The organism is Pantoea sp. Ap-967 (genome assembly GCF_011752565.1).
GTDB lineage: Bacteria > Pseudomonadota > Gammaproteobacteria > Pseudomonadales > Pseudomonadaceae > Aquipseudomonas.
This window is the reverse complement of the sequence record NZ_VWXK01000008.1, coordinates 70,816-90,647: the sequence shown is the minus strand read 5'-3', so window position 1 is coordinate 90,647 and position 19,832 is coordinate 70,816. Positions and strand designations below refer to the sequence as shown.

18 protein-coding genes are annotated in these 19,832 nt (G+C 64.1%); 8 read left to right on the top strand and 10 right to left on the bottom strand.

Going from position 1 to position 19,832, the window contains the following annotated elements; genetic code table 11:
- Positions 1 to 41: 41 nt before the first annotated feature.
- From F3J45_RS10865 to F3J45_RS10840, 6 genes are all read left to right on the top strand, one after another.
- Positions 42 to 1,379, top strand: a complete 1,338-nt coding sequence (locus F3J45_RS10865; protein WP_167061527.1) for an imelysin family protein — start codon at positions 42 to 44, stop codon at positions 1,377 to 1,379.
- A 255-nt stretch (positions 1,380 to 1,634) separates the two neighbouring features.
- Complete coding sequence (locus F3J45_RS10860; protein WP_167061520.1) at positions 1,635 to 3,062, top strand: di-heme oxidoredictase family protein; 1,428 nt, start codon at positions 1,635 to 1,637, stop codon at positions 3,060 to 3,062.
- 18 nt (positions 3,063 to 3,080) lie between these two features.
- Positions 3,081 to 4,145 carry an imelysin family protein gene (locus F3J45_RS10855; protein ID WP_167061513.1) on the top strand — a complete coding sequence of 355 codons (1,065 nt, stop codon included), beginning with the start codon at positions 3,081 to 3,083 and terminating at the stop codon, positions 4,143 to 4,145.
- Positions 4,146 to 4,147: 2 nt separating this feature from the next.
- Positions 4,148 to 5,245, top strand: coding sequence for a DUF1513 domain-containing protein (locus F3J45_RS10850; RefSeq protein WP_167061507.1), 1,098 nt, complete (start codon positions 4,148 to 4,150; stop codon positions 5,243 to 5,245).
- A 182-nt stretch (positions 5,246 to 5,427) separates the two neighbouring features.
- Positions 5,428 to 6,576 carry an efflux RND transporter periplasmic adaptor subunit gene (locus tag F3J45_RS10845; RefSeq protein WP_167061504.1) on the top strand — a complete coding sequence of 383 codons (1,149 nt, stop codon included), beginning with the start codon at positions 5,428 to 5,430 and terminating at the stop codon, positions 6,574 to 6,576.
- 13 nt (positions 6,577 to 6,589) lie between these two features.
- Positions 6,590 to 9,634 (top strand): multidrug efflux RND transporter permease subunit, encoded by a 3,045-nt coding sequence (locus F3J45_RS10840; RefSeq protein ID WP_167061501.1) that lies wholly within the window; start codon positions 6,590 to 6,592, stop codon positions 9,632 to 9,634.
- Between the two features lie 177 nt (positions 9,635 to 9,811).
- Here F3J45_RS10840 and F3J45_RS10835 read toward each other — a convergent pair whose 3' ends face one another.
- The 5 genes from F3J45_RS10835 to colR form a co-directional block, all read right to left on the bottom strand.
- Positions 9,812 to 10,042: a hypothetical protein gene (locus F3J45_RS10835; protein WP_167061497.1), complete on the bottom strand. Its 231-nt coding sequence runs from the start codon at positions 10,040 to 10,042 to the stop codon at positions 9,812 to 9,814.
- The gene (locus tag F3J45_RS10830; RefSeq protein ID WP_167061494.1) at positions 10,039 to 10,740 is read right to left on the bottom strand and encodes a lipopolysaccharide kinase InaA family protein; all 702 of its coding nucleotides are present in this window, start codon (positions 10,738 to 10,740) and stop codon (positions 10,039 to 10,041) included. The genes F3J45_RS10835 and F3J45_RS10830 overlap by 4 nt, the downstream gene beginning before the upstream one ends.
- 6 nt (positions 10,741 to 10,746) lie before the next feature.
- Entirely contained in the window at positions 10,747 to 11,427 is a 681-nt protein-coding gene (locus tag F3J45_RS10825) for a class I SAM-dependent methyltransferase (protein WP_167061492.1), read from the bottom strand.
- Between the two features lie 107 nt (positions 11,428 to 11,534).
- A complete protein-coding gene (locus tag F3J45_RS10820) occupies positions 11,535 to 12,836 on the bottom strand; it encodes a HAMP domain-containing sensor histidine kinase (protein ID WP_167061489.1) in 1,302 nt (433 codons plus the stop codon).
- Positions 12,826 to 13,509, bottom strand: a complete 684-nt coding sequence (colR, locus tag F3J45_RS10815) for a two-component system response regulator ColR (RefSeq protein ID WP_003255215.1) — start codon at positions 13,507 to 13,509, stop codon at positions 12,826 to 12,828. Before colR ends, F3J45_RS10820 begins: the two co-directional genes overlap by 11 nt.
- Positions 13,510 to 13,689: 180 nt before the next feature.
- Between colR and F3J45_RS10810 the strand changes: the two genes are divergently transcribed.
- Entirely contained in the window at positions 13,690 to 14,418 is a 729-nt protein-coding gene (locus F3J45_RS10810) for a phosphatase PAP2 family protein (RefSeq protein WP_167061484.1), read from the top strand.
- A gap of 198 nt (positions 14,419 to 14,616) precedes the next feature.
- Here the strand turns inward: F3J45_RS10810 and groL are convergent, their stop codons facing one another.
- The 5 genes from groL to F3J45_RS10785 all read right to left on the bottom strand — a co-directional run bounded on the left by groL (position 14,617) and on the right by F3J45_RS10785 (position 19,293).
- On the bottom strand, positions 14,617 to 16,257 hold the full coding sequence (gene groL / locus F3J45_RS10805) for a chaperonin GroEL (protein ID WP_167061481.1): 1,641 nt from the start codon (positions 16,255 to 16,257) through the stop codon (positions 14,617 to 14,619).
- Positions 16,258 to 16,307: 50 nt separating this feature from the next.
- A complete protein-coding gene (locus F3J45_RS10800; RefSeq protein ID WP_009684394.1) occupies positions 16,308 to 16,601 on the bottom strand; it encodes a co-chaperone GroES in 294 nt (97 codons plus the stop codon).
- Between the two features lie 249 nt (positions 16,602 to 16,850).
- Complete coding sequence (locus F3J45_RS10795; protein ID WP_167061478.1) at positions 16,851 to 17,315, bottom strand: FxsA family protein; 465 nt, start codon at positions 17,313 to 17,315, stop codon at positions 16,851 to 16,853.
- A 67-nt stretch (positions 17,316 to 17,382) separates the two neighbouring features.
- Positions 17,383 to 18,114 (bottom strand): HugZ family protein, encoded by a 732-nt coding sequence (locus F3J45_RS10790; protein WP_167061475.1) that lies wholly within the window; start codon positions 18,112 to 18,114, stop codon positions 17,383 to 17,385.
- A gap of 195 nt (positions 18,115 to 18,309) precedes the next feature.
- Positions 18,310 to 19,293, bottom strand: coding sequence for a DUF481 domain-containing protein (locus F3J45_RS10785; RefSeq protein WP_205300475.1), 984 nt, complete (start codon positions 19,291 to 19,293; stop codon positions 18,310 to 18,312).
- Positions 19,294 to 19,472: 179 nt separating this feature from the next.
- Between F3J45_RS10785 and F3J45_RS10780 the strand changes: the two genes are divergently transcribed.
- The gene (locus F3J45_RS10780; protein ID WP_167061469.1) at positions 19,473 to 19,826 is read left to right on the top strand and encodes an MGMT family protein; all 354 of its coding nucleotides are present in this window, start codon (positions 19,473 to 19,475) and stop codon (positions 19,824 to 19,826) included.
- Positions 19,827 to 19,832: the final 6 nt, after the last annotated feature.

Below are 19,832 nucleotides of genomic sequence, written 5' to 3'. Positions count from 1 at the left end.
CCTAACCCTTGGTCCAACCACACGACGCAGGAAAACCAATAATGATTCGTATGCCTCTGGCCTCCGCCAGTCTGCTGGCCATCGCCATCGCTCTCGCCGGTTGCGGTGAAGGCAAAGACGACAAGGCCGCCGCCCCGCAAGCCCAGGCACCTGCTGCCGCCAGCACCACCGCTGCGGCCCCTGGCGCAGTCGATGAAGCGGCCGGCAAGGCCGTGGTCAAGCATTACGCCGAGATGGTCTTTGCCGTATACAGCGACTCGCTGAGCACCGCCAAGACCCTGCAAACCGCGATCGACGCCTTCCTCGCCAAGCCAGGCGACGACACCCTGAAGGCCGCCAAGGAAGCCTGGGCCGCCGCGCGCGTTCCGTACCTGCAGAGCGAAGCCTTCCGCTTCGGCAACACCATCATCGACGACTGGGAAGGCCAGGTGAACTCGTGGCCGCTGGACGAAGGCCTGATCGACTACGTCGACAAGAGCTACGAGCACGCCCTGGGTAACCCTGCGGCCAACGCCAACATCATCGCCAACACCGAGATCCAGGTGGGCGAAGAGAAGGTCGACGTCAAGGACATCACCCCCGAGAAGCTGGCCAGCCTGAATGAACTGGCAGGTTCCGAGGCCAACGTCGCCACCGGCTACCACGCCATCGAATTCCTGCTCTGGGGCCAGGACCTCAACGGCACCGGCCCAGGCGCCGGCAACCGTCCGTACACCGACTACCTCGAAGGCCAGGGTGCCACCGGCGGCCACAACGACCGTCGCCGCGCCTACCTGAAGGCCGTGACCGACCTGCTGGTCAAGGACCTCGAAGAGATGGTCGGCAACTGGGCGCCGAACGTCGCCGACAACTACCGCGCCACCCTGGAAGCAGAACCTGCCAGCGATGGCCTGCGCAAGATGCTGTTCGGCATGGGCAGCCTGTCGCTGGGCGAACTGGCCGGCGAGCGCATGAAGGTTTCGCTGGAAGCCAACTCGCCGGAAGACGAGCAGGACTGCTTCAGCGACAACACCCACTACTCGCACTTCTACGATGCCCTGGGCATTCGCAACGTCTACCTGGGCGAGTACACCCGCGTCGACGGCACCAAGCTGAGCGGCCCAAGCCTGTCGTCGCTGGTGGCCAAGGCCGACCCGGCGACCGACAGCACCCTGAAGGCCGACCTGGACGCCACCCAGGCCAAGATCCAGGTCATGGTCGACCACGCGCTCAAGGGCGAGCACTACGACCAGCTGATCGCCGCCGACAACCCTGCCGGCAACCAGATCGTGCGCGATGCCATCGCCTCGCTGGTCAAGCAGACGGGCGCCATCGAGCAGGCCGCCGGCAAGCTGGGCATTGCCAACCTGAACCCGGATACTGCTGACCACGAGTTCTGATCAGTCGTTTCGGTTCTGCAAAGAGGCGGCCTTCGGGTCGCCTTTTTTCTGTGCGGGCCCTTTCGCGGGGCAAGCCCGCTCCTACATCTCGACCTGTGTAGGCGCGGGCTTGCCCTGCGAAAGGGCCCGCACAGTCAATGAAAATGCTGGCATTTCACATCCTTTTCACCCAGGCAATTGCAAATTGCTCTTATTCAAACAGGGCTGGCCTGCTAAGCTTGCACGCCGGTTTTTCGTCCACGCCCAGGATTTTGCATGTCCTCGTCGCTGTCCCGACTTTCCCCCTTGCTGCTGGCCCTTGCCCTTGCCGCCTGTGATGACGCCCCGCGTTTCACCCAGGCCGAGCCGGGCGAAGCGCTGTCTGGCGGCCAGGCAACCGTGCAGCGCAGCGACCGCAGTGCCTTTTCCATGCCCTCGGCCAACCTTTCGCCCGAGCGGCGCCTGGACTTCTCGGTGGGCAACAGTTTCTTCCGCAGCCCCTGGGTGATCGCCCCGTCCACCACCACCGCCCGCGATGGCCTGGGCCCGCTGTTCAACACCACGGCCTGCCAGAACTGCCACGTGCGCGATGGCCGCGGCCACCCGCCCGAACCTGGCGACAGCAATGCGGTGGGCATGCTGGTACGCCTGTCGATCCCCGACCAGCCGTACCTGGCCAAAGTGATCGAACGCCTGGGCGTGGTTCCCGAGCCGGTCTACGGCACGCAGCTGCAGGACATGGCCATCCCCGGCGTGGCGCCGGAGGGCAAGGTGCGGGTGAGCTACACCACGCAAACCGTCACCTTCAAGGACGGCCACCCGGTCGAGCTGCGCCGCCCTGCCCTGCAGATCACCCAGCTCGGCTACGGCCCGATGCACCCCGACACCCGCTTCTCGGCCCGCGTGGCCCCGCCGATGATCGGCCTGGGCCTGCTCGAAGCCATTCCCGAAGCCGATATCCTGGCCAACGAAGACCCCGACGACCACAACCGCGACGGTATCCGCGGGCGTGCCAACCGGGTCTGGGACGATGCCCAGGGCAAGACCGTGGTCGGCCGCTTCGGCTGGAAAGCCGGGCAGCCCAACGTCAACCAGCAGAACGTGCACGCCTTCAGTGGCGACATGGGCCTGACCAGCACCCTGCAACCGAAGGACGACTGCACCGCGGCGCAGGTAGACTGCCTGGCCGCGCCCAATGGCGACGGTGAAGGCGGTGAAAAGGAAGTCAGCGACAATATCCTGCGCCTGGTCACCTTCTACACCCGCAACCTGGGCGTACCTGCCCGCCGTGACGTCGGCGCGCCGCAGGTGCTGGCCGGCAAGAACCTGTTCTTCCAGGCCGGTTGCCAGGCCTGCCATGTGCCGCAGTTCACCACCGGAGCCAACAGCGCAGAACCGGAGCTGGCGCACCAGGTGATCCGCCCCTACAGCGACCTGCTGCTGCACGACATGGGCCCGGGCCTGGCCGACGAGCGCACCGAATTCGCCGCCAACGGCCAGGACTGGCGCACCCCGCCCCTGTGGGGCATCGGCCTGACCGAAACCGTCAGCGGCCACACCCAGTACCTGCACGACGGCCGCGCCCGCAACCTGCTCGAAGCCGTGCTCTGGCACGGCGGCGAGGCGCAGGCGGCGCGCGACCATGTATTGACCTTCAATGCCGAGCAGCGCGCCGCGCTGCTGGCGTTCCTGAACTCACTTTAAACGCGCAAGGAGCCGGGCATGTTCCGACCCAAACTGTTGTTCACCAGCCTCGCCGCACTCGCCCTGGGTGCCTGCTCGCCGCAGGACCCACAAGCGGTCACCTCCGCTGCCATCGCCAAGCAGGTCATCCTGCCGACCTACAGCCGCTGGGTCGAAGCCGACCGCCAGTTGGCGGCCAGCGCCCTGGCCTACTGCGAAGGCAAGGAAAGCCTGGACACCGCACGCGCCGACTTCCTCAATGCACAGAAAGCCTGGGCCGAGCTGCAACCCCTGCTGGTCGGCCCGCTGGCCGAAGGCAACCGCGCCTGGCAAGTGCAATTCTGGCCCGACAAGAAGAACCTGGTCGGCCGCCAGGTCGAGCAACTGGTCAATGGTGACAAGCCCGTCGATGCCGCGGCCCTGGGCAAGGCCAGCGTCGTGGTACGTGGCCTCTCGGCCTACGAATACATCCTGTTCGACAGCAAGCCTGACATCGCTACCGCCGAGCAGAAGGCCCGTTACTGCCCGCTGCTGGTGGCCATCGGCGAACACCAGAAGGTGCTGGCCGAGGAAATCCTCAAGAGCTGGAACAGCACCGACGGCATGCTGTCGCAGATGACCAAGTTCCCCAACCAGCGCTACGCCGACTCCCACGAGGCCATCGCCGACCTGCTGCGCTCCCAGGTAACGGCACTGGACACCCTGAAGAAGAAGCTGGGCGCGCCGATGGGCCGCCAGAGCAAGGGCATCCCGCAGCCGCTGCAGGCCGAAGCCTGGCGCAGCCACTCGTCGATGAAAAGCCTGGAAGCTACCCTCAAGGCCGCCCAGGCCGTGTGGGTGGGTGTCGACAACCAGGGCCTGCGCGGACTGCTGCCCAGCGATCAGAAAGCCCTGGCGCAGAAGATCGACGACGCCTACGCTACTGCCCTGAAACTGCTGGCCGACAACCAGAAGACCCTCGGCGAGCTGCTGGCCGACGACGCCGGCCAGCAGACCCTCAACCAGATCTACGATGCCCTCAACGTCGTCCACCGCCTGCACGAAGGCGACCTGGCCAAGGCGTTGAACATCCAGCTGGGCTTCAATGCCAACGACGGTGACTGATCATGCTGCGACGCCAGGCCCTCAAACTCGGTAGCGTATTGCTCAGCGCCCTGACCCTGGGCGGCTGGAGCCTGCTGCGCAACAAGGGTAGCGAGCCGCTGCTGTTGTCGGCGCGTGACGATGGCGACGGCAAGCACTACGCAGTCGGGTTCCGCCTGGATGGCACCCAGGTGTTCAGCACCCAGGTGGCCCAGCGTTGCCATGCCATCATCAACCACCCCGAGCTGCCGATCGCCCTGTTCGTCGCCCGCCGCCCCGGCACCGAAAGCTACCTGCTGGACCTTCGTGACGGGCGCCTGCTGCAAACCATCGCGTCGCAGCCGAACCGGCACTTCTATGGCCACGCGGTGATCCACAAGGGCGGCGAATGGCTGTACGCCACCGAGAACGACACCACCGACCCGGGGCGTGGCGTGCTCGGCGTGTACCGTTTCGAGGGCGAGCGCCTGGTGTACACCGGGGAAATCCCGACCCACGGCATCGGCCCCCATGAACTGGCCTGGCTGCCGGACGGCGAAACCCTGGTCGTGGCCAACGGTGGCATTCGCACCGAAGCCGAGAGCCGGGTCGAGATGAACCTCAACGCCATGGAGCCGAGCCTGGTGCTGATGCAGCGCGATGGCACCCTGCTGAGCAAGGAAACCCTGGCCCAGCAGATGAACAGCGTGCGCCACCTGGCGGTGGGCGAAGATGGCACGATCGCGGCCTGCCAGCAGTTCATGGGCGATGCCGACGAAACCGCCGAGTTGCTGGCGATCAAGCGCCCGGGTGAGCCGTTCAAGGCGTTCCCGGTGCCGGAACACCAGTTGCAGTCGATGGCCCAGTACACCGCCAGCGTCGCCATTCACAGCGACCTGCGCCTGGTGGCACTGACCGCGCCACGGGCCAACCGCCTGTTCGTCTGGGACCTGGACAGCGGGGCGGTGAAGCTCGATGCGCCGATGCCCGATTGCGCCGGTGTCGGGGCGGTGAAGGATGGCTTCGTCGTCACCTCCGGGCAGGGGCGTTGCCGCTTCTATGATTGCCGCAAGGGCGAGCTGGTCGGGCAACCGATGAAGCTGCCTTCCGGGTTTTGGGACAACCATTTGCACCTGGCTTGAGGGCCCTTTCGCGGGGCAAGCCCGCTCCTACAAGAGCAGGCCTGCCCGCGAAGAGGCCGCCATAGGCAATCATCTCCCCTTCTCTCGGAAAACAGTCAATACTTCGTCTATCCGCACGTGGGCATGATCGCCCGTTGTCGTGTCAAAACGCATAACAACCCAGCCTCCAAGGAACCGGAACCATGGTCCGTCGCCGCATGCTCATCATGTTGGCCGTCGTACTGCTGATCGTGCTGGCCCTGGCGGGCTACAAGGGCTTCTCGATCTATAAACAGGTCCAGATGTTCACCGCCCCCCGGCCGCCGATCACCGTCGCCGCCGCCCAGGCCGAACAACGCCAGTGGCAAGAACGCCTGCCCGCCGTGGGCAGCCTGCGGGCGCTGCAGGGCGTTGACCTGAGCCTTGAAGTGGAAGGCATCGTCAAGGCGCTGTATTTCGATTCCGGGCAAAAGGTGAAAGCCGGGCAACCGCTGCTGCAACTGAACGACGACCAGGAGTCGGCCCTGCTCGGCACCGCCCAGGCCGACCTGGGCCTGGCCAAGGTCGACTTCGGCCGTGGTAGCCAACTGGTGGGCGATGCGGCCATCTCCCGTGGCGAGTTCGACCGGCTCAACTCCCAGTACCGGCGCAACCAGGCGGTGGTCGAACAGCTCAAGGCGCAGAAGACCAAGAAAAGCCTCAATGCCCCGTTCAGCGGCACCCTCGGCATCCGCCAGGTGGACATCGGCCAGTACCTGGCCGCCGGCACCATGATCGCCACCTTGCAGGACCTCTCCAGCCTGTACGTCGACTTCAACGTACCGGAGCAGGCCCTGCCGCACCTGAGCCTGGGCCAGCAAGTACTGGTGCAGGTGGCCGCCTACCCTGGCCAGACCTTCCCCGCCAGCCTTAGCGCGATCAACCCCAAGGTCGATGAAAACACCCGCAACCTGTTGCTGCGCGCAACCCTGGCCAACCCCGATGGCAAGCTGCTGCCGGGCATGTTCGCCAACCTGCTGGTCCTGTTGCCCGACCCGCAGCCGCAAGTGGTGGTGCCGGAAAGCGCCATCACCTACACCCTGTACGGCAACTCGGTGTACGTCGCCACACCGAAAAAGGACCAGGACGGCAACCCGCAGCACGATGACAACGGCCAGCCCCAGCTCACTGCCGAGCAGCGCACCGTGCAGACCGGCGAGCGCCGCGACGGCGTGGTGGTGGTCAGCAAGGGCCTCAAGGCCGGCGAGCAGGTGGTCACCGCTGGCCAGCTCAAGCTGACCCCGGGCGCGGCGATCCGCATTGGCCAGGACAGCGCGCTCAAGCCCGACCAGGGCGCCAGGCGCACGGACTGAACGGGAGGCAGGCATGGCATTCACCGACCCGTTCATCCGCCGCCCGGTACTGGCCACGGTGGTCAGCCTGCTGATTCTGCTGCTGGGTTTCCAGGCCTGGAACAAGCTGCAGATCCGCCAGTACCCGCGAATGGAAAACGCCCTGATCACGGTGACCACCGCCTACCCCGGGGCCAACGCCGAAACCATCCAGGGCTACATCACCCAGCCCCTTCAGCAGAGCCTGGCCAGTGCCGAAGGCATCGACTACATGACCTCGGTGAGCCGGCAGAACTTCTCGGTGATCTCCATCTACGCACGCATCGGCGCCGACAGCGACCGGCTGTTCACCGAGTTGCTGGCCAAGGCCAACGAAGTGCGCAACCAGCTGCCGCAAGACTCCGAAGACCCGGTGCTGAGCAAGGAAGCCGCCGACGCCTCGGCGCTGATGTACATCAGCTTCTACAGCAAGGAAATGAGCAACCCGCAGATCACCGACTACCTGTCGCGGGTGATCCAGCCCAAGCTGGCCACCCTGCCGGGCATGGCCGAGGCCGAGATTCTCGGCAACCAGGTATTCGCCATGCGCATCTGGATCGACCCGGTGAAGCTGGCCGGTTTCGGCCTTTCGGCCACCGACGTGACCAGTGCCGTGCGCCGCTACAACTTCCTTTCCGCCGCTGGCGAGGTGAAGGGCGAATACACCGTCACCAGCATCAACGCCAGCACCGAGCTGAAATCCGCCGAAGCGTTCGCCGCGTTGCCGGTCAAGGTGTCCGGTGACAGCCGGGTGCTGCTGGGCGACGTGGCGCGGGTGGAGATGGGTGCGGAGAACTACGACACGGTCAGCTCGTTCGACGGCACGCCGTCGGTGTACATCGGCATCAAGGCCACCCCGGCGGCCAACCCGCTGGAGGTGATCAAGGAAGTGCGCAAGATCATGCCCGAGCTGCAAGGCCAGCTGCCTGAAGCGCTCAAGGTGTCGATCGCCTACGACGCCACGCTGTTCATCCAGGCGTCCATCGACGAGGTGATCAAGACCCTGGGCGAGGCGGTGCTGATCGTCATCGTGGTGGTGTTCCTGTTCCTCGGTGCCCTGCGCTCGGTGCTGATCCCGGTGGTGACCATTCCCCTGTCGATGATCGGCGTGCTGTTCTTCATGCAGATGATGGGCTATTCGCTGAACCTGCTGACATTGCTGGCCATGGTGCTGGCCATCGGCCTGGTGGTGGACGATGCCATCGTCGTGGTGGAGAACATTCACCGGCACATGGAAGAAGGCAAGACACCGTTCGACGCAGCGCTTGAGGGCGCGCGGGAAATTGCCATGCCGGTGGTGTCGATGACCATCACCCTGGCGGCGGTGTACGCCCCCATCGGTTTTCTCACTGGGCTGACCGGTGCGCTGTTCAAGGAGTTCGCCCTCACCCTGGCCGGGGCGGTGGTGATTTCCGGGATTGTTGCCCTGACCCTGTCACCCATGATGTGCGCCCTGCTGCTGCGCCCGGAGCACAATGCCAGTGGCCTGGCCCACCGCCTGGACGTGCTGTTCGAACGCCTTAAGGGGCGTTACCAGCGCCTGTTGCACGCCACCCTCGACAGCCGCCCGGTGGTGCTGGTGTTCGCGGTGATCATCCTGTGCCTGATCCCGGTGCTGCTCAAGTTCACCCAGAACGAGCTGGCGCCCAACGAGGACCAGGGCGTGATCTTCATGATGAGCAGTTCGCCGCAGCCGGCCAACCTTGACTACCTGAACGCCTACACCGACCAGTTCACGCCGCTGTTCAAGAGCTTTCCCGAATACTATTCGTCGTTCCAGATCAACGGTTTCAACGGTGTGCAGAGCGGTATCGGCGGGTTCCTGCTCAAGCCCTGGAACGAGCGCGAGCGCACCCAGATGCAGCTGCTGCCCCTGGTGCAGGCCAAGCTCGAACAGATTGGCGGGCTGCAGATCTTCGGCTTCAACCTGCCATCGCTGCCGGGCACCGGCGAGGGCTTGCCATTTCAGTTCGTGATCAACACCGCCGGCGACTACCCGGCCCTGCTGGAGGTGGCGCAGCGGGTCAAGCAGCGGGCGCAGGCCTCGGGCAAGTTCGCCTTCCTCGACATCGACCTGGCCTTCGACAAGCCCGAGGTGGTGGTTGATATCGACCGGGCCAAGGCCGCGCAAATGGGCGTGTCCATGGACACCCTGGGCGGCAGCCTGGCCACCCTGCTGGGCGAGGGGGAAATCAACCGGTTCACCCTGGAGGGGCGCAGCTACAAGGTGATCGCCCAGGTCGAGCGGCCCTACCGTGACAACCCCGGCTGGCTGAACAACTACTACGTGAAGAACGAGCAGGGCCAGTTGCTGCCCCTGTCGACCCTGATCACCCTCAACGACCGCGCCCGCCCGCGCCAGCTCAACCAGTTCCAGCAACTGAACGCCGCGATCATCCAGGGCGTGCCGATGGTCAGCATCGGCGAGGCCTTGCAGACGGTGCTGGACATTGCCCGCGAGGAGGCGCCGGAGGGCTTCTCCTTCGACTATGCCGGCACGGCGCGGCAATACGTGCAGGAAGGCAGCGCGCTGTGGGTAACCTTTGGCCTGGCGCTGGCGATCATCTTCCTGGTATTGGCGGCGCAGTTCGAAAGCTTCCGCGACCCGCTGGTGATTCTGGTAACGGTGCCGCTGTCGATCTGTGGGGCATTGCTGCCGCTGTTCCTGGGGATTTCCAGCATGAACATCTATACCCAGGTGGGGCTGGTGACGCTGATCGGGTTAATCAGCAAGCACGGTATCCTGATCGTCGAATTCGCCAACCAACTGCGCGAGGAAAAAGGCCTGGGCGTGCGCGAGGCGATCGAAGAAGCGGCGGCGATTCGCCTGCGGCCGGTGCTGATGACCACGGCGGCGATGGTATTCGGCATGGTGCCGTTGATTCTGGCGACCGGGGCCGGGGCGGTCAGCCGGTTCGACATCGGTACGGTGATTGCCACGGGGATGTCCATCGGCACGCTATTTACCCTGTTCGTGCTGCCGTGCATCTACACCCTGCTGGCCCACAGGTCCGAAGCCAAACACCCCGCAGCCGCCTGACGCCCCTGTAGGAGCGAGCGCAGCTCGCGATGCGCCGCGCGCGGCGCTGGTTCAACGGCGGTGCTATCGGGCGCCGCAGGCGGCGCATCGCGAGCTACGCTCGCTCCTACAGGATGCGCGCCCATTTCAAAAGCAAAGGCCCCGCGAGTGCGGGGCCTTTGTTTGCTCAAGCCAATTTCAGCCAAATGGCCGAAGTCCCTGGCGCATGCCGAACAGGAACAGCAACAGATCATGATCTGGCGCCACCTGCGCGTGCTGCTGCTTCACTTCCCGCGGCAACGCGCACTGCGCCGCCTGCTCAGCCTTGCTGAACACCACAGGACGCGGCTCTTCCCAGGCAGCCACCGCCGCCGTGGTCACAGCCAAGCCAGCCACCAGGAACAAAGCTCGAGCGATTTCTAGTTTCATTGCCCTAACCCTTTGACAGCGCTGCCAAACGCCATCTGATAAAAATAGAGCAGCGTTTGCCATTCCGCGTCGTTGAGCGACGAGTGGCGGCGCAGCTGGCGCAGGTCATTGCCGGCCGCACGCTGGCAGCTGATCCGCCGCCGGCATTTCTCCAGGTCCAGCAACGCCACTTCGACGCGGGCCTGCTCGCCCTCGCCAATCACCTTGATGAACACATGCTTGCCGTACAGGCAGCCATGCTGCCAATGCCCCAGGTGCATGCGCGCCAGGTTGTCGGCCAGGTCCTTGAGCATGCGCTCGTGCACCACCTGCGGGTAACGCTCGCGCGCGCCCTGTTCGTGCCAGGTGTCGAGCTCGACGAAACCATCCAGCGCCTCGCTCACCAGCAGCGCACGCCATTGGTGGTCGGCATCGCGCTCGGCGCCGCAGAAGACGATGCGCGGTACGCGCACGCCCAATTGCTCGAAGCTGTTCAGCGCATCGAGTTCACGCAATACGGTTGGCCTGCCGAACGGATGCAGCAGGCTGCGGTAGATATGCCCCACCTGGCGCTTGGCATACAGCAGCTTGCCGCTGGCATCGTTCAGGCGTTGCACGCCACTTTCGCCACCACGCCGCTGGTTGGGCTCCTCGACCCATTCGCCCTGCTGGCGCCAGTAAAAATCGAACCGTGACTCCCCACTTTGGGCTACAGCCATCAAACACTACCCCTTGCGCAATACATAAACCCGCCACATGGCGTAGAACGGCAGGAAGTCGAGGCGTTCCTGGATTCTGAAGCCGGCGGCCTGAAATTCGGCCTCAACGGTTTCGGCCGGTAGCACGAAACGGTTCTGGTAGCTGCCCTGCTCGGCCTTGGCGTTGCGCTTGTGCTCAAGCTTCTTGCGCCGCCAGGCCTTGAAGTTGCCGTCCACCCACAGCGACAGGATCACGCTGTCGCGGGTCACCCGTTGAAACTCATCGAGAATCGTCTTGCGATGCGCAGCCTCGCCAATGTGGTGGAACAGGCGCATGCAGAAGATGCTGTCCACCGCGTTGTCCGGCAGGTCGATATCGAACGCCGAGGTCTGCAAGGGCCGTACCCGCGCCACCACCTGTGGTGGTTGCGCAGCGCGGGCGGTTTCAAGCATGTGCTCGGAGTTGTCGGCACCGATGATCACGCGGTTCGGCTTTTCCGCCAGCAGCGGCCAGAAACGGCCCGCACCACAGGGCAAATCGAGCACCAAGCCCGGTTCTCCGGCCAGCGCCAAGGCGTGCCGGGCCAGTTGCTCATCGCGTAGGTGCGACAGGCGACGGGCCAGGCCATCCTGGTGCTTGAGGAAGTACTCCTGGGCGTGCTGCTGGTCGTACTTCTCGGAAAATTCGAGTTTGATTGGGCTGCGCATCGGGCATCTCCTGACTCCAGAGCGCCCACCTTAGGTAAGCAAGCGTAGCCGTCTGGTCATGCCCGCGTGAAAAAAATGTAATCTAGTCTGTAAGATATATCATCTTGTTACTGAGAAGGGTCTGTTTTTTCCGCGCTTTGGCTCAGGTCTACCTGGAAACGGCAGCCATGGGGTGCGGCCGACGTCAGGGTGACGCGCCAGCCCTGGTCGTCACAAATCCGCTGCACCAGCGACAGCCCCAACCCCAGGCCCTCGCCACGACGCTCCTCGCCGCGCACGAACGGCTGGAACATTTTTTCACGCTGCTCCTCAGGAATGCCCACACCGCTGTCCTCGACACTGAAACCGTTGGCTTCCAGGCTCAGGCGGATATAGCCGCTGTCGGTGTAATGCGCAGCGTTACGCAACAGGTTGCCCATCACCGAGTGCAGGAAGGTGGCGTTGTACAGCAGTGGCCCGGCACTGACCCGGCCATCGAAGTACAGCGACAGGCCCTTTTGCTCGATGGTGTCGCGCCACACCCCGATCAGGTCATCGGCCACTTCACGCAACGTCGCCTGGGACGCCACCGCCCCCTGGTCGCGCTGGGCGCGGGCGAGCATCAGGAAGGTCTTGACCAGCTCGCGCATTTCTTCGGTGGCACGGGCAATGCGTTCCACCTGGCTGCGCGAACGGGTGTCGAGGTTGGGGTTTTCGATCAGCAGTTCGCACGAGGTGGCCAGCACCATCAGCGGCGTGCGCAGCTCGTGGCTGACATCACTGGTGAACAGCCGCTCGCGGGTCAGCGCATCACGCAGCCGGCCCAGGGTGTCGTCGAAGGCCACCGCCAGCTGGCCCACTTCGTCGGCGGCATAATCGGGCGCCAACGGCGGCGCCAGGCCCAGCAACTGGTCGCGGTGGCGTACCTGGCGGGCCAGGCGGATCACCGGAGCCATCACCCGTCGCGCCAGCAGCCAGCCCAGCACCACGGCCAGCACCAGACTGAGCACGAAGCCGACCACCACCACGGCGAACAGCACCCGCTCGCGTTCTTCGAAGTCGCTCTGGTCCTGCAGCAGCACATAGCGCCGGCCATCGACGATCTCGACCATGGCGTGGTACGACAGCTGGTCGCGGAATACCTCATGGAAGCCGACGTCCAGGTGGCGCAGGTCCTTGGGCAGTTCGAAATCATCGCGCCCGCCGCTGAAGTAGAACAGCTGGTCCGGCCGCGGCCGGTGGCTCCAGTCGCTGACGCTGTCCATGCGCAGCAGGCGCTGCAGGTCACCGCCCAGCACCGAGGAAATCAACCGCTCCTCGACCAGGTGCACGGTGGCAACGATGCCGAAGGCGAAGGCCCCGGCCACCAGCGCGCTCATCAGCGCAAAGGCGATGATGATGCGCTGGGCAAGGCTTTGCTTAAACTCCATCACGGCCCTCGGCGAGGCGATAGCCGACGCCATGGACGGTATGCAGCAGGGGTTTTTCGAACGGTTTGTCGATGACCTGGCGCAGCTGGTGCACATGGCTGCGCAGGCTGTCGCTGTCTGGGCAATCGTCGCCCCACAGGGCCTCTTCCAGCACTTCGCGGCGCAGCACGTGCGGGCTCTTTTGCATCAGCACGGCCAGCAGCTTGAGGCCTACCGGGTTGAGCTTGAGCAGGCGGCCCTGGCGGGTCACTTCGAGGGTGTCGAGGTCGTAGCTCAGGTCTGCCACCTGCAAGGTGCGGCGCCCGCCGCCCTGGGCCCGGCGCAGCACCGCCTCGATGCGCGCAGCCAGTTCCGACAGGGCAAAGGGCTTGAGCAAGTAGTCGTCGGCGCCCGAGCGGAAGCCCTGCAGGCGGTCGTCGAGCTGGTCGCGGGCGGTGAGCATGATCACCGGGGTATCACGGCGGGCGTCCTCGCGCAGGCGTTTGCACAGGGTGTAGCCATCGATGCCGGGCAGCATGATGTCGAGCACGATCAGGTCGTAGTGTTCGGTGGCGGCCAGGTGCAGGCCAGACAGGCCGTCCTGGGCGCAATCGACGGTGTAGCCCTTCATGCCAAGGTAGTCGGCCAGGTTGGCCAGGATATCGCGGTTGTCTTCAACCAAAAGAATACGCATCGGGTTCTCCTGTGCGGCGCTTCGCCGGGGTGCACGGCAGGCGCAGCTTAAGGCCATCGTCGGCACTGTGCCAGCCCTGGGGCAAACTCTGCGAACTTGACAGTTTTTTCACTGATCCTTCACGAACAGAGGATAGCGGGCGCATGACAATGCCCGGTCTTTTTACCCTCTGGAGTCGTCATGCAACAACGCACTCGGCCGCGCCCGATCAACCCCTGGCTGTACCTGGGCATCCCGCTGGCGGTTGCCGTGGGCCTGGTTCTGATGGAGCTGACCTCGGTCGACATGGACGTCGCCAACCTGTTCTTCGACCCTGCTGCCGGGCAGTTCATCGGCCGCCACAGTTACCTGCTGGAAACCATCATGCATGACCGGGTCAAGCAGGTGGTCATTCTGATCGGCCTGTTGTCCCTGGGCACATACGCCTTGAGCTTCTTCTGGCAGAAGCTGTTCGGCTGGCGCCGGGAGCTGGGCTGCCTGGTGTTGGCGTTGGGCCTGTCGACGGCGTTCGTCACGCCGCTGAAAAAGGTGACCCAGGTGCAGTGCCCGTGGAGCCTGACCCAGTTCGGCGGCAAGGAAACCTACAGCGAACTGCTGCAGCCCCGGCCGGCCACCGACAAACCGGGGCTGTGCTGGCCCGGTGGGCATGCGGCAACCGGGTTCTGCCTGTTCGGCCTGTTCTTCATGCTGCGTGACCGCAAACCAAAGCTTGCGCGGGTGGCGTTCGTGGTAGCCCTGGTGGCCGGCTCCGGGCTGGCGCTGGGCCGGATGATGCAGGGTGCGCACTTCCTGTCGCACAACGTGTGGACGGCAGTGTTCTGCTGGTTGATCGGCTTGGGGTCGTACTACTTCGTGTTGTACCGCAAAGGCCTGGCCGAAGCGCCAGCCGGCGAACAGCGCGCCGCCTGATTCGCCGCTAACACCTCAGAACCTTGTAGGAGCGGGCTTGCCCCGCGAACACCGGCGCCGCCGGTGCCATACACCGCGCCGCCTGCTTCGCGGGGCAAGCCCGCTCCTACAGAGGCCCGCAGGGCTGGAACGGAAGAACGAAAAAGCCCCGGCTCTTACGAACCGGGGCTTTTTCTTGGTGCAGGGGGTAAGGCTGGCTTACATCATGCCGCCCATGCCACCCATGCCGCCCATGTCAGGCATGCCAGCAGCTGGCTTGTCTTCCGGCAGGTCAGCAACCATGGCTTCGGTGGTGATCATCAGGCCGCCGATCGAAGCTGCAGCTTGCAGGGCCGAACGGGTGACCTTGGCTGGGTCCAGGATACCCATTTCGATCATGTCGCCGTATTCGCCGGTAGCAGCGTTGTAGCCGTAGTTGCCGGAACCTTGCTTGACCTTGTCAGCAACAACGCTTGGCTCGTCGCCGGCGTTGGCAGTGATCTGGCGCAGCGGGGCTTCTACAGCGCGGCGCAGCAGGGCGATACCGACGTTCTGGTCTTCGTTGTCGCCTTTGAGGCCGACAATGGCAGCCAGGGAGCGAACCAGGGCCACACCACCGCCAGGCACCACGCCTTCTTCAACGGCTGCACGGGTAGCGTGCAGGGCGTCTTCAACGCGGGCTTTCTTCTCTTTCATTTCAACTTCGGTGCCAGCACCGACCTTGATCACGGCAACACCGCCAGCCAGCTTGGCCAGACGCTCTTGCAGCTTCTCACGGTCGTAGTCCGAGGAAGTTTCTTCGATCTGGGCACGGATCTGCTTGACGCGTGCTTCGATGTCGGCGTCAACGCCAGCACCGTCGATGATGGTGGTGTTTTCCTTGGACAGGATCACGCGCTTGGCGTTACCCAGGTGCTCCAGGGTAGTGGTTTCCAGGGTCAGGCCGATTTCTTCGGAGATGACCTGGCCGCCGGTCAGGACAGCGATGTCCTGCAGCATGGCCTTGCGGCGGTCGCCGAAGCCCGGTGCCTTGACAGCAGCAACCTTGACGATGCCGCGCATGTTGTTGACGACCAGGGTAGCCAGGGCTTCGCCTTCGACGTCTTCAGCAACGATCAGCAGTGGGCGGCCGGCCTTGGCAACGGCTTCCAGCACTGGCAGCAGTTCGCGGATGTTGGAAATCTTCTTGTCGACCAGCAGCAGCAGCGGGCCTTCCAGCTCGGCAACCATGGTGTCTGGCTTGTTGACGAAGTATGGCGACAGGTAGCCACGGTCGAACTGCATGCCTTCTACGACGGACAGTTCGTTTTCCAGGCCCGAGCCTTCTTCAACGGTGATCACGCCTTCTTTACCGACTTTTTCCATGGCTTCGGCGATGATTTCACCGATGGAGTTGTCGGAGTTGGCGGAGATGGTGCCTACCTGGGCGATGGCCTTGGAGTCGGCGCATGGCTTGGACAGGTTCTTCAGCTCGGCGACGATGGCAGCGGTGGCCTTGTCGATGCCGCGCTTGAGGTCCATTGGGTTCATGCCGGCAGCGACGGCTTTCAGGCCTTCGTTGACGATGGCCTGGGCCAGGACGGTTGCGGTGGTGGTGCCGTCACCGGCAGCGTCGTTGGCCTTGGAAGCGACTTCCTTGACCAGTTGGGCGCCCATGTTCTCGAAGGCGTCTTTGAGCTCGATCTCTTTGGCGACGGAAACGCCGTCCTTGGTGATGGTTGGCGCGCCGAAGCTCTTGGCCAGAACCACGTTACGGCCTTTCGGGCCGAGGGTCGCTTTTACCGCGTCAGCCAGAACGTTGACACCAACCAGCATTTTCTTACGAGCGGAGTCGCCGAATTTTACGTCTTTAGCAGCCATGATCGTTTAATCCTTGGAAATTCTTTGGAGTAACGGGAAGTCGGGGGAAATCAGCCTTCGATAACGGCGAGGATTTCGTTCTCGGCCATGACCAGCAGGTCTTCGCCATCGACTTTCACGGTGTTGCTGCCCGAGTAAGGGCCGAAAACCACTTTGTCACCGACTTTTACGGCCAGGGCACGTACTTCGCCGTTTTCCAGAACGCGACCGGTGCCAACAGCAACGACTTCGCCGCGGTTTGGTTTTTCAGCGGCCGAACCCGGCAGGACGATACCGCCAGCGGTTTTCGATTCTTCTTCGCTGCGACGGATGACTACGCGGTCATGCAGAGGACGAAGCTTCATTGTCGATCTCTCCCAAATTGTGGTTTTCATCGGCCGGTATCGACACCGGCGGGTTGATGCGGTCCGGCGTGGCCGGGGGTGGCCCGCAAAGGGCGAACCACCTGTGTTTAGCCTGGCGTTGCCACCAGAAACCTTGCGGTGACCACATACATGAGGCCGCCATAATCAATTACAAGGCTTGCCATGCAAAAATTTTCAGCAGGCTGAAAAACACCGGGGCCGCTGATGCGGCCCCGGGGGTTGTGGGTGTCACTGTTTGTCGCGGCGCTCGTACTCGCCCTCAATCACGTTCGGCCGGTGGCCGCCGTCTCGCGGCTGCGCCTGGAACGGGTCGTCCTGGAACGCACGCTGGCGCATGGCCTGGGCCTCGGCGCGCTCGCGCATCTTGCGCGCAGCCAGGTGGCGGCTGAACGGCAGCAGGCACAGCAGGCCCAGCACGTCGCTGATGAAGCCCGGCAGCAGCAACAGGCCACCACCCACCGCCAGCATCAGGCCCTGGAACATGTCCTCGGCGGGCAACTCGCCACGCTGCAGGCTTTCACGGGCACGCAGGGCGGTGGCAAGGCCGGCCACGCGAATCACCAGCACGCCCAGGGCGGAGCCAGCGATGATCAGCAGCAGCGCCGGGAAGAAACCGATGGCCGCGCTGACCTTCACGAAGACGAACAGCTCCAGCACCGGGAACAGTAGAAACAGCAATAGAAAAGCACGCATCAAAGCATTCCTCGTCGGAAGAAACCCTTCCTGTAAGACCTACAGATGGATGCGTGAACGCAGCTTTTCAAGCCTCGACGTGCGTCGCGGTCGGCCATTGGTCGGCGCGGGCCAGCAAAACCAAGGCTTCGCGCACTTGTGTCGGCGTGTTGCAAGGGCTTGGGAATGGCAGCCAGTAGATGCCTTGGCCGATGCGCAGGTGCATGCCCTCGCTGTCGATACCCACCATGTGCGCCGCTGCGCTGCGTGGCAGGTCGCTCAGCTCTACATAGTGAGCGATGGCATTGGCGTGGTCGCTGTTCATGTGCTCGATCATGCTGGCCTCGGCCTTGCCCGCGAACGGGTTGGCCAGGGTTACCTGGTCGAGCCAGTGGATGGCACCGAAGCCGCCGATGTAGCGGTGACGTACCGGTTGCAGCACCCAGAAGTCGAAGTCGTGGGCCTTGTGGTAATTGGCGGCGTCGGGGAAATAGCGGTAGTAGCGTTCGGCGGCGGCCTCGATGGCGGCTTCATCGACCAGCTTGTGGGCTTCGGCCATCAGCGTCAGGCGGCCAACCGCCTGCACGTCCTCGGCCTCGCGCTCGCCTACCAGCAACGAGCACTTGGGGTCTTTCTGCAGGTTGTGGGTGTGCTGGGCGATGCGGCTGATGAGAATCAGCGGGTTGCCCTCGGCGTCCAGGCAATAAGGCACCACCGAGCCGAACGGGAAACCGGGCATGGACTTGGAATGGGTCGAGAGCACGCCGCGGTACTCCTTGAGCAGCAGTTCCCGGGCGGGGCGGATGGCGTTGGTACTCACTGGGGGCGGCTCCTGATGGCGGGCTGGATGGGTGACACGATAAGCATTATCACCTGGGAGTGCCAGAGGGGCTGCGTTGCAGCCCATCGCGACGTGCCGTCGCTCCTACGGTAAATCCCACCCCTGCAGATCGCGCGCCCTCCCCCCGTAGGAGCGACGGTACGTCGCGATTGGGGCGCAACGCGCCCCCGGCGATTACCAGGTCACACCGAAGCCCGCGGTATACCGGGTCTTGTCCAGGTCACTGTCCCGAGTACCGCTGATGATGTCTTTCTCGGCCTTGAGGTTAAGCGATGCCCACTCGGTGACCTTGTAGCGCAGCCCCACCTCGGCATCCAGCGAGTAGTCTGCCGCGCCACCCAGTGGCTTGGCGAACTCGCCATTGGTGAACAGCTGCACGTTCTTGCCGATCAGGTAGCGGGTGTAGTCCCACTTCACCGCGGCGGAATAGAAGTTGTCCTTGGACCCGTCCTGGTACTCGAAGTCGGTGCGGTTGATCAGCGAACCCAGGGAGAACGCGCCCAGTTCATCATCCCAGAACTGGTAGCCAGGGCCGGTACCGACCGTGCGCTGGCGCGCCAGGTCTTCGATGCGGTCGCTCTTGTACTCAAGACGCCCCTGCCAGAACCACTTCTCGGTGATGAAGCGGTCCAGTGCGTACTCGGCACTCCAGTTGTCGGTGGTGGTGACGTCGTCCTTGGTTTCGCGGTTGTACTCGCCTTCGGCATTGTGCCGCCAGCGCCCGTGGCGGGCGGTGGTCTTGAAGCTGACGTCGTAGTCGTCGCTGTCGGTTTCGGCGCGCTTGTAGTCCATTGCCACATCGACGTTGCCCTTCCAGATGAAGTCCTCCACCAGCGGCTTGGGCTTCATGATCTGCTGGACACTGGCCAGGTCAACGGTTTTCGGCGCATCGCCATTGGCCAGGGTCACCTTGCCCGGCTCGGCAGCCTTGAGCGACTTGGCTTTTTCGCCGGTGTAGGCATCCTGCTTGACCAGCAGTTCCTGGTCGCTTTCCAGGGTCTTGACCTGCTTCCAGTCCAGCGAGATCGACCCGCCGTACGGGGTTTCCAGCAGCAGCTTGCCGCCGTCGAAGACCCGGATCTTGCCGCTCAGGCGGTCACCGTTCTTCATCCACACGGTGTCGGCCAGGGCCGGGGCGGCAAACAGCGAAGCACTCATCAGGCACAGCAAGGATCTAGAATACATAAGCACGTTACGGGTTCGATTTGACGAAAAAGCCGGGCATTATCCAGATACCCGCTACCAGAGCAAGCACAGACCCAGGACCATGCCATTGAGTTCAACTCTCATTTGCCGCGACCATTCGTCCGGTTTCATCCCAGGCCAGGGCTGCCCTGATGTCTGAGCCGTATGCGCATGCCCTGGACTCGCCCGAGGCCCGACGAACGGCGCTGTATTCGGTGCTGGGCCAGGTGCCCGAAGGCAAGGTGGTCAGCTACGGCCAGCTTGCCGAACTGGCCGGGCTCGGGCGGGCGGCGCGCTGGGTTGGGCGCACCCTCGGGCAACTGCCAGCCGATACCCGCCTGCCCTGGCACCGCGTGCTGGGCGCTGGCGGCCGCCTGAGCCTGGCGCTGGGCACGCCATCGGGTGATGAACAACGGGCCAGGCTGCGTGCGGAGGGTGTGAATGTAGCCAATAATCGTGTGGATATGACGCGCCATGGCTGGCGCCCAATGGAGCACAGCGGTTAGAGTGCG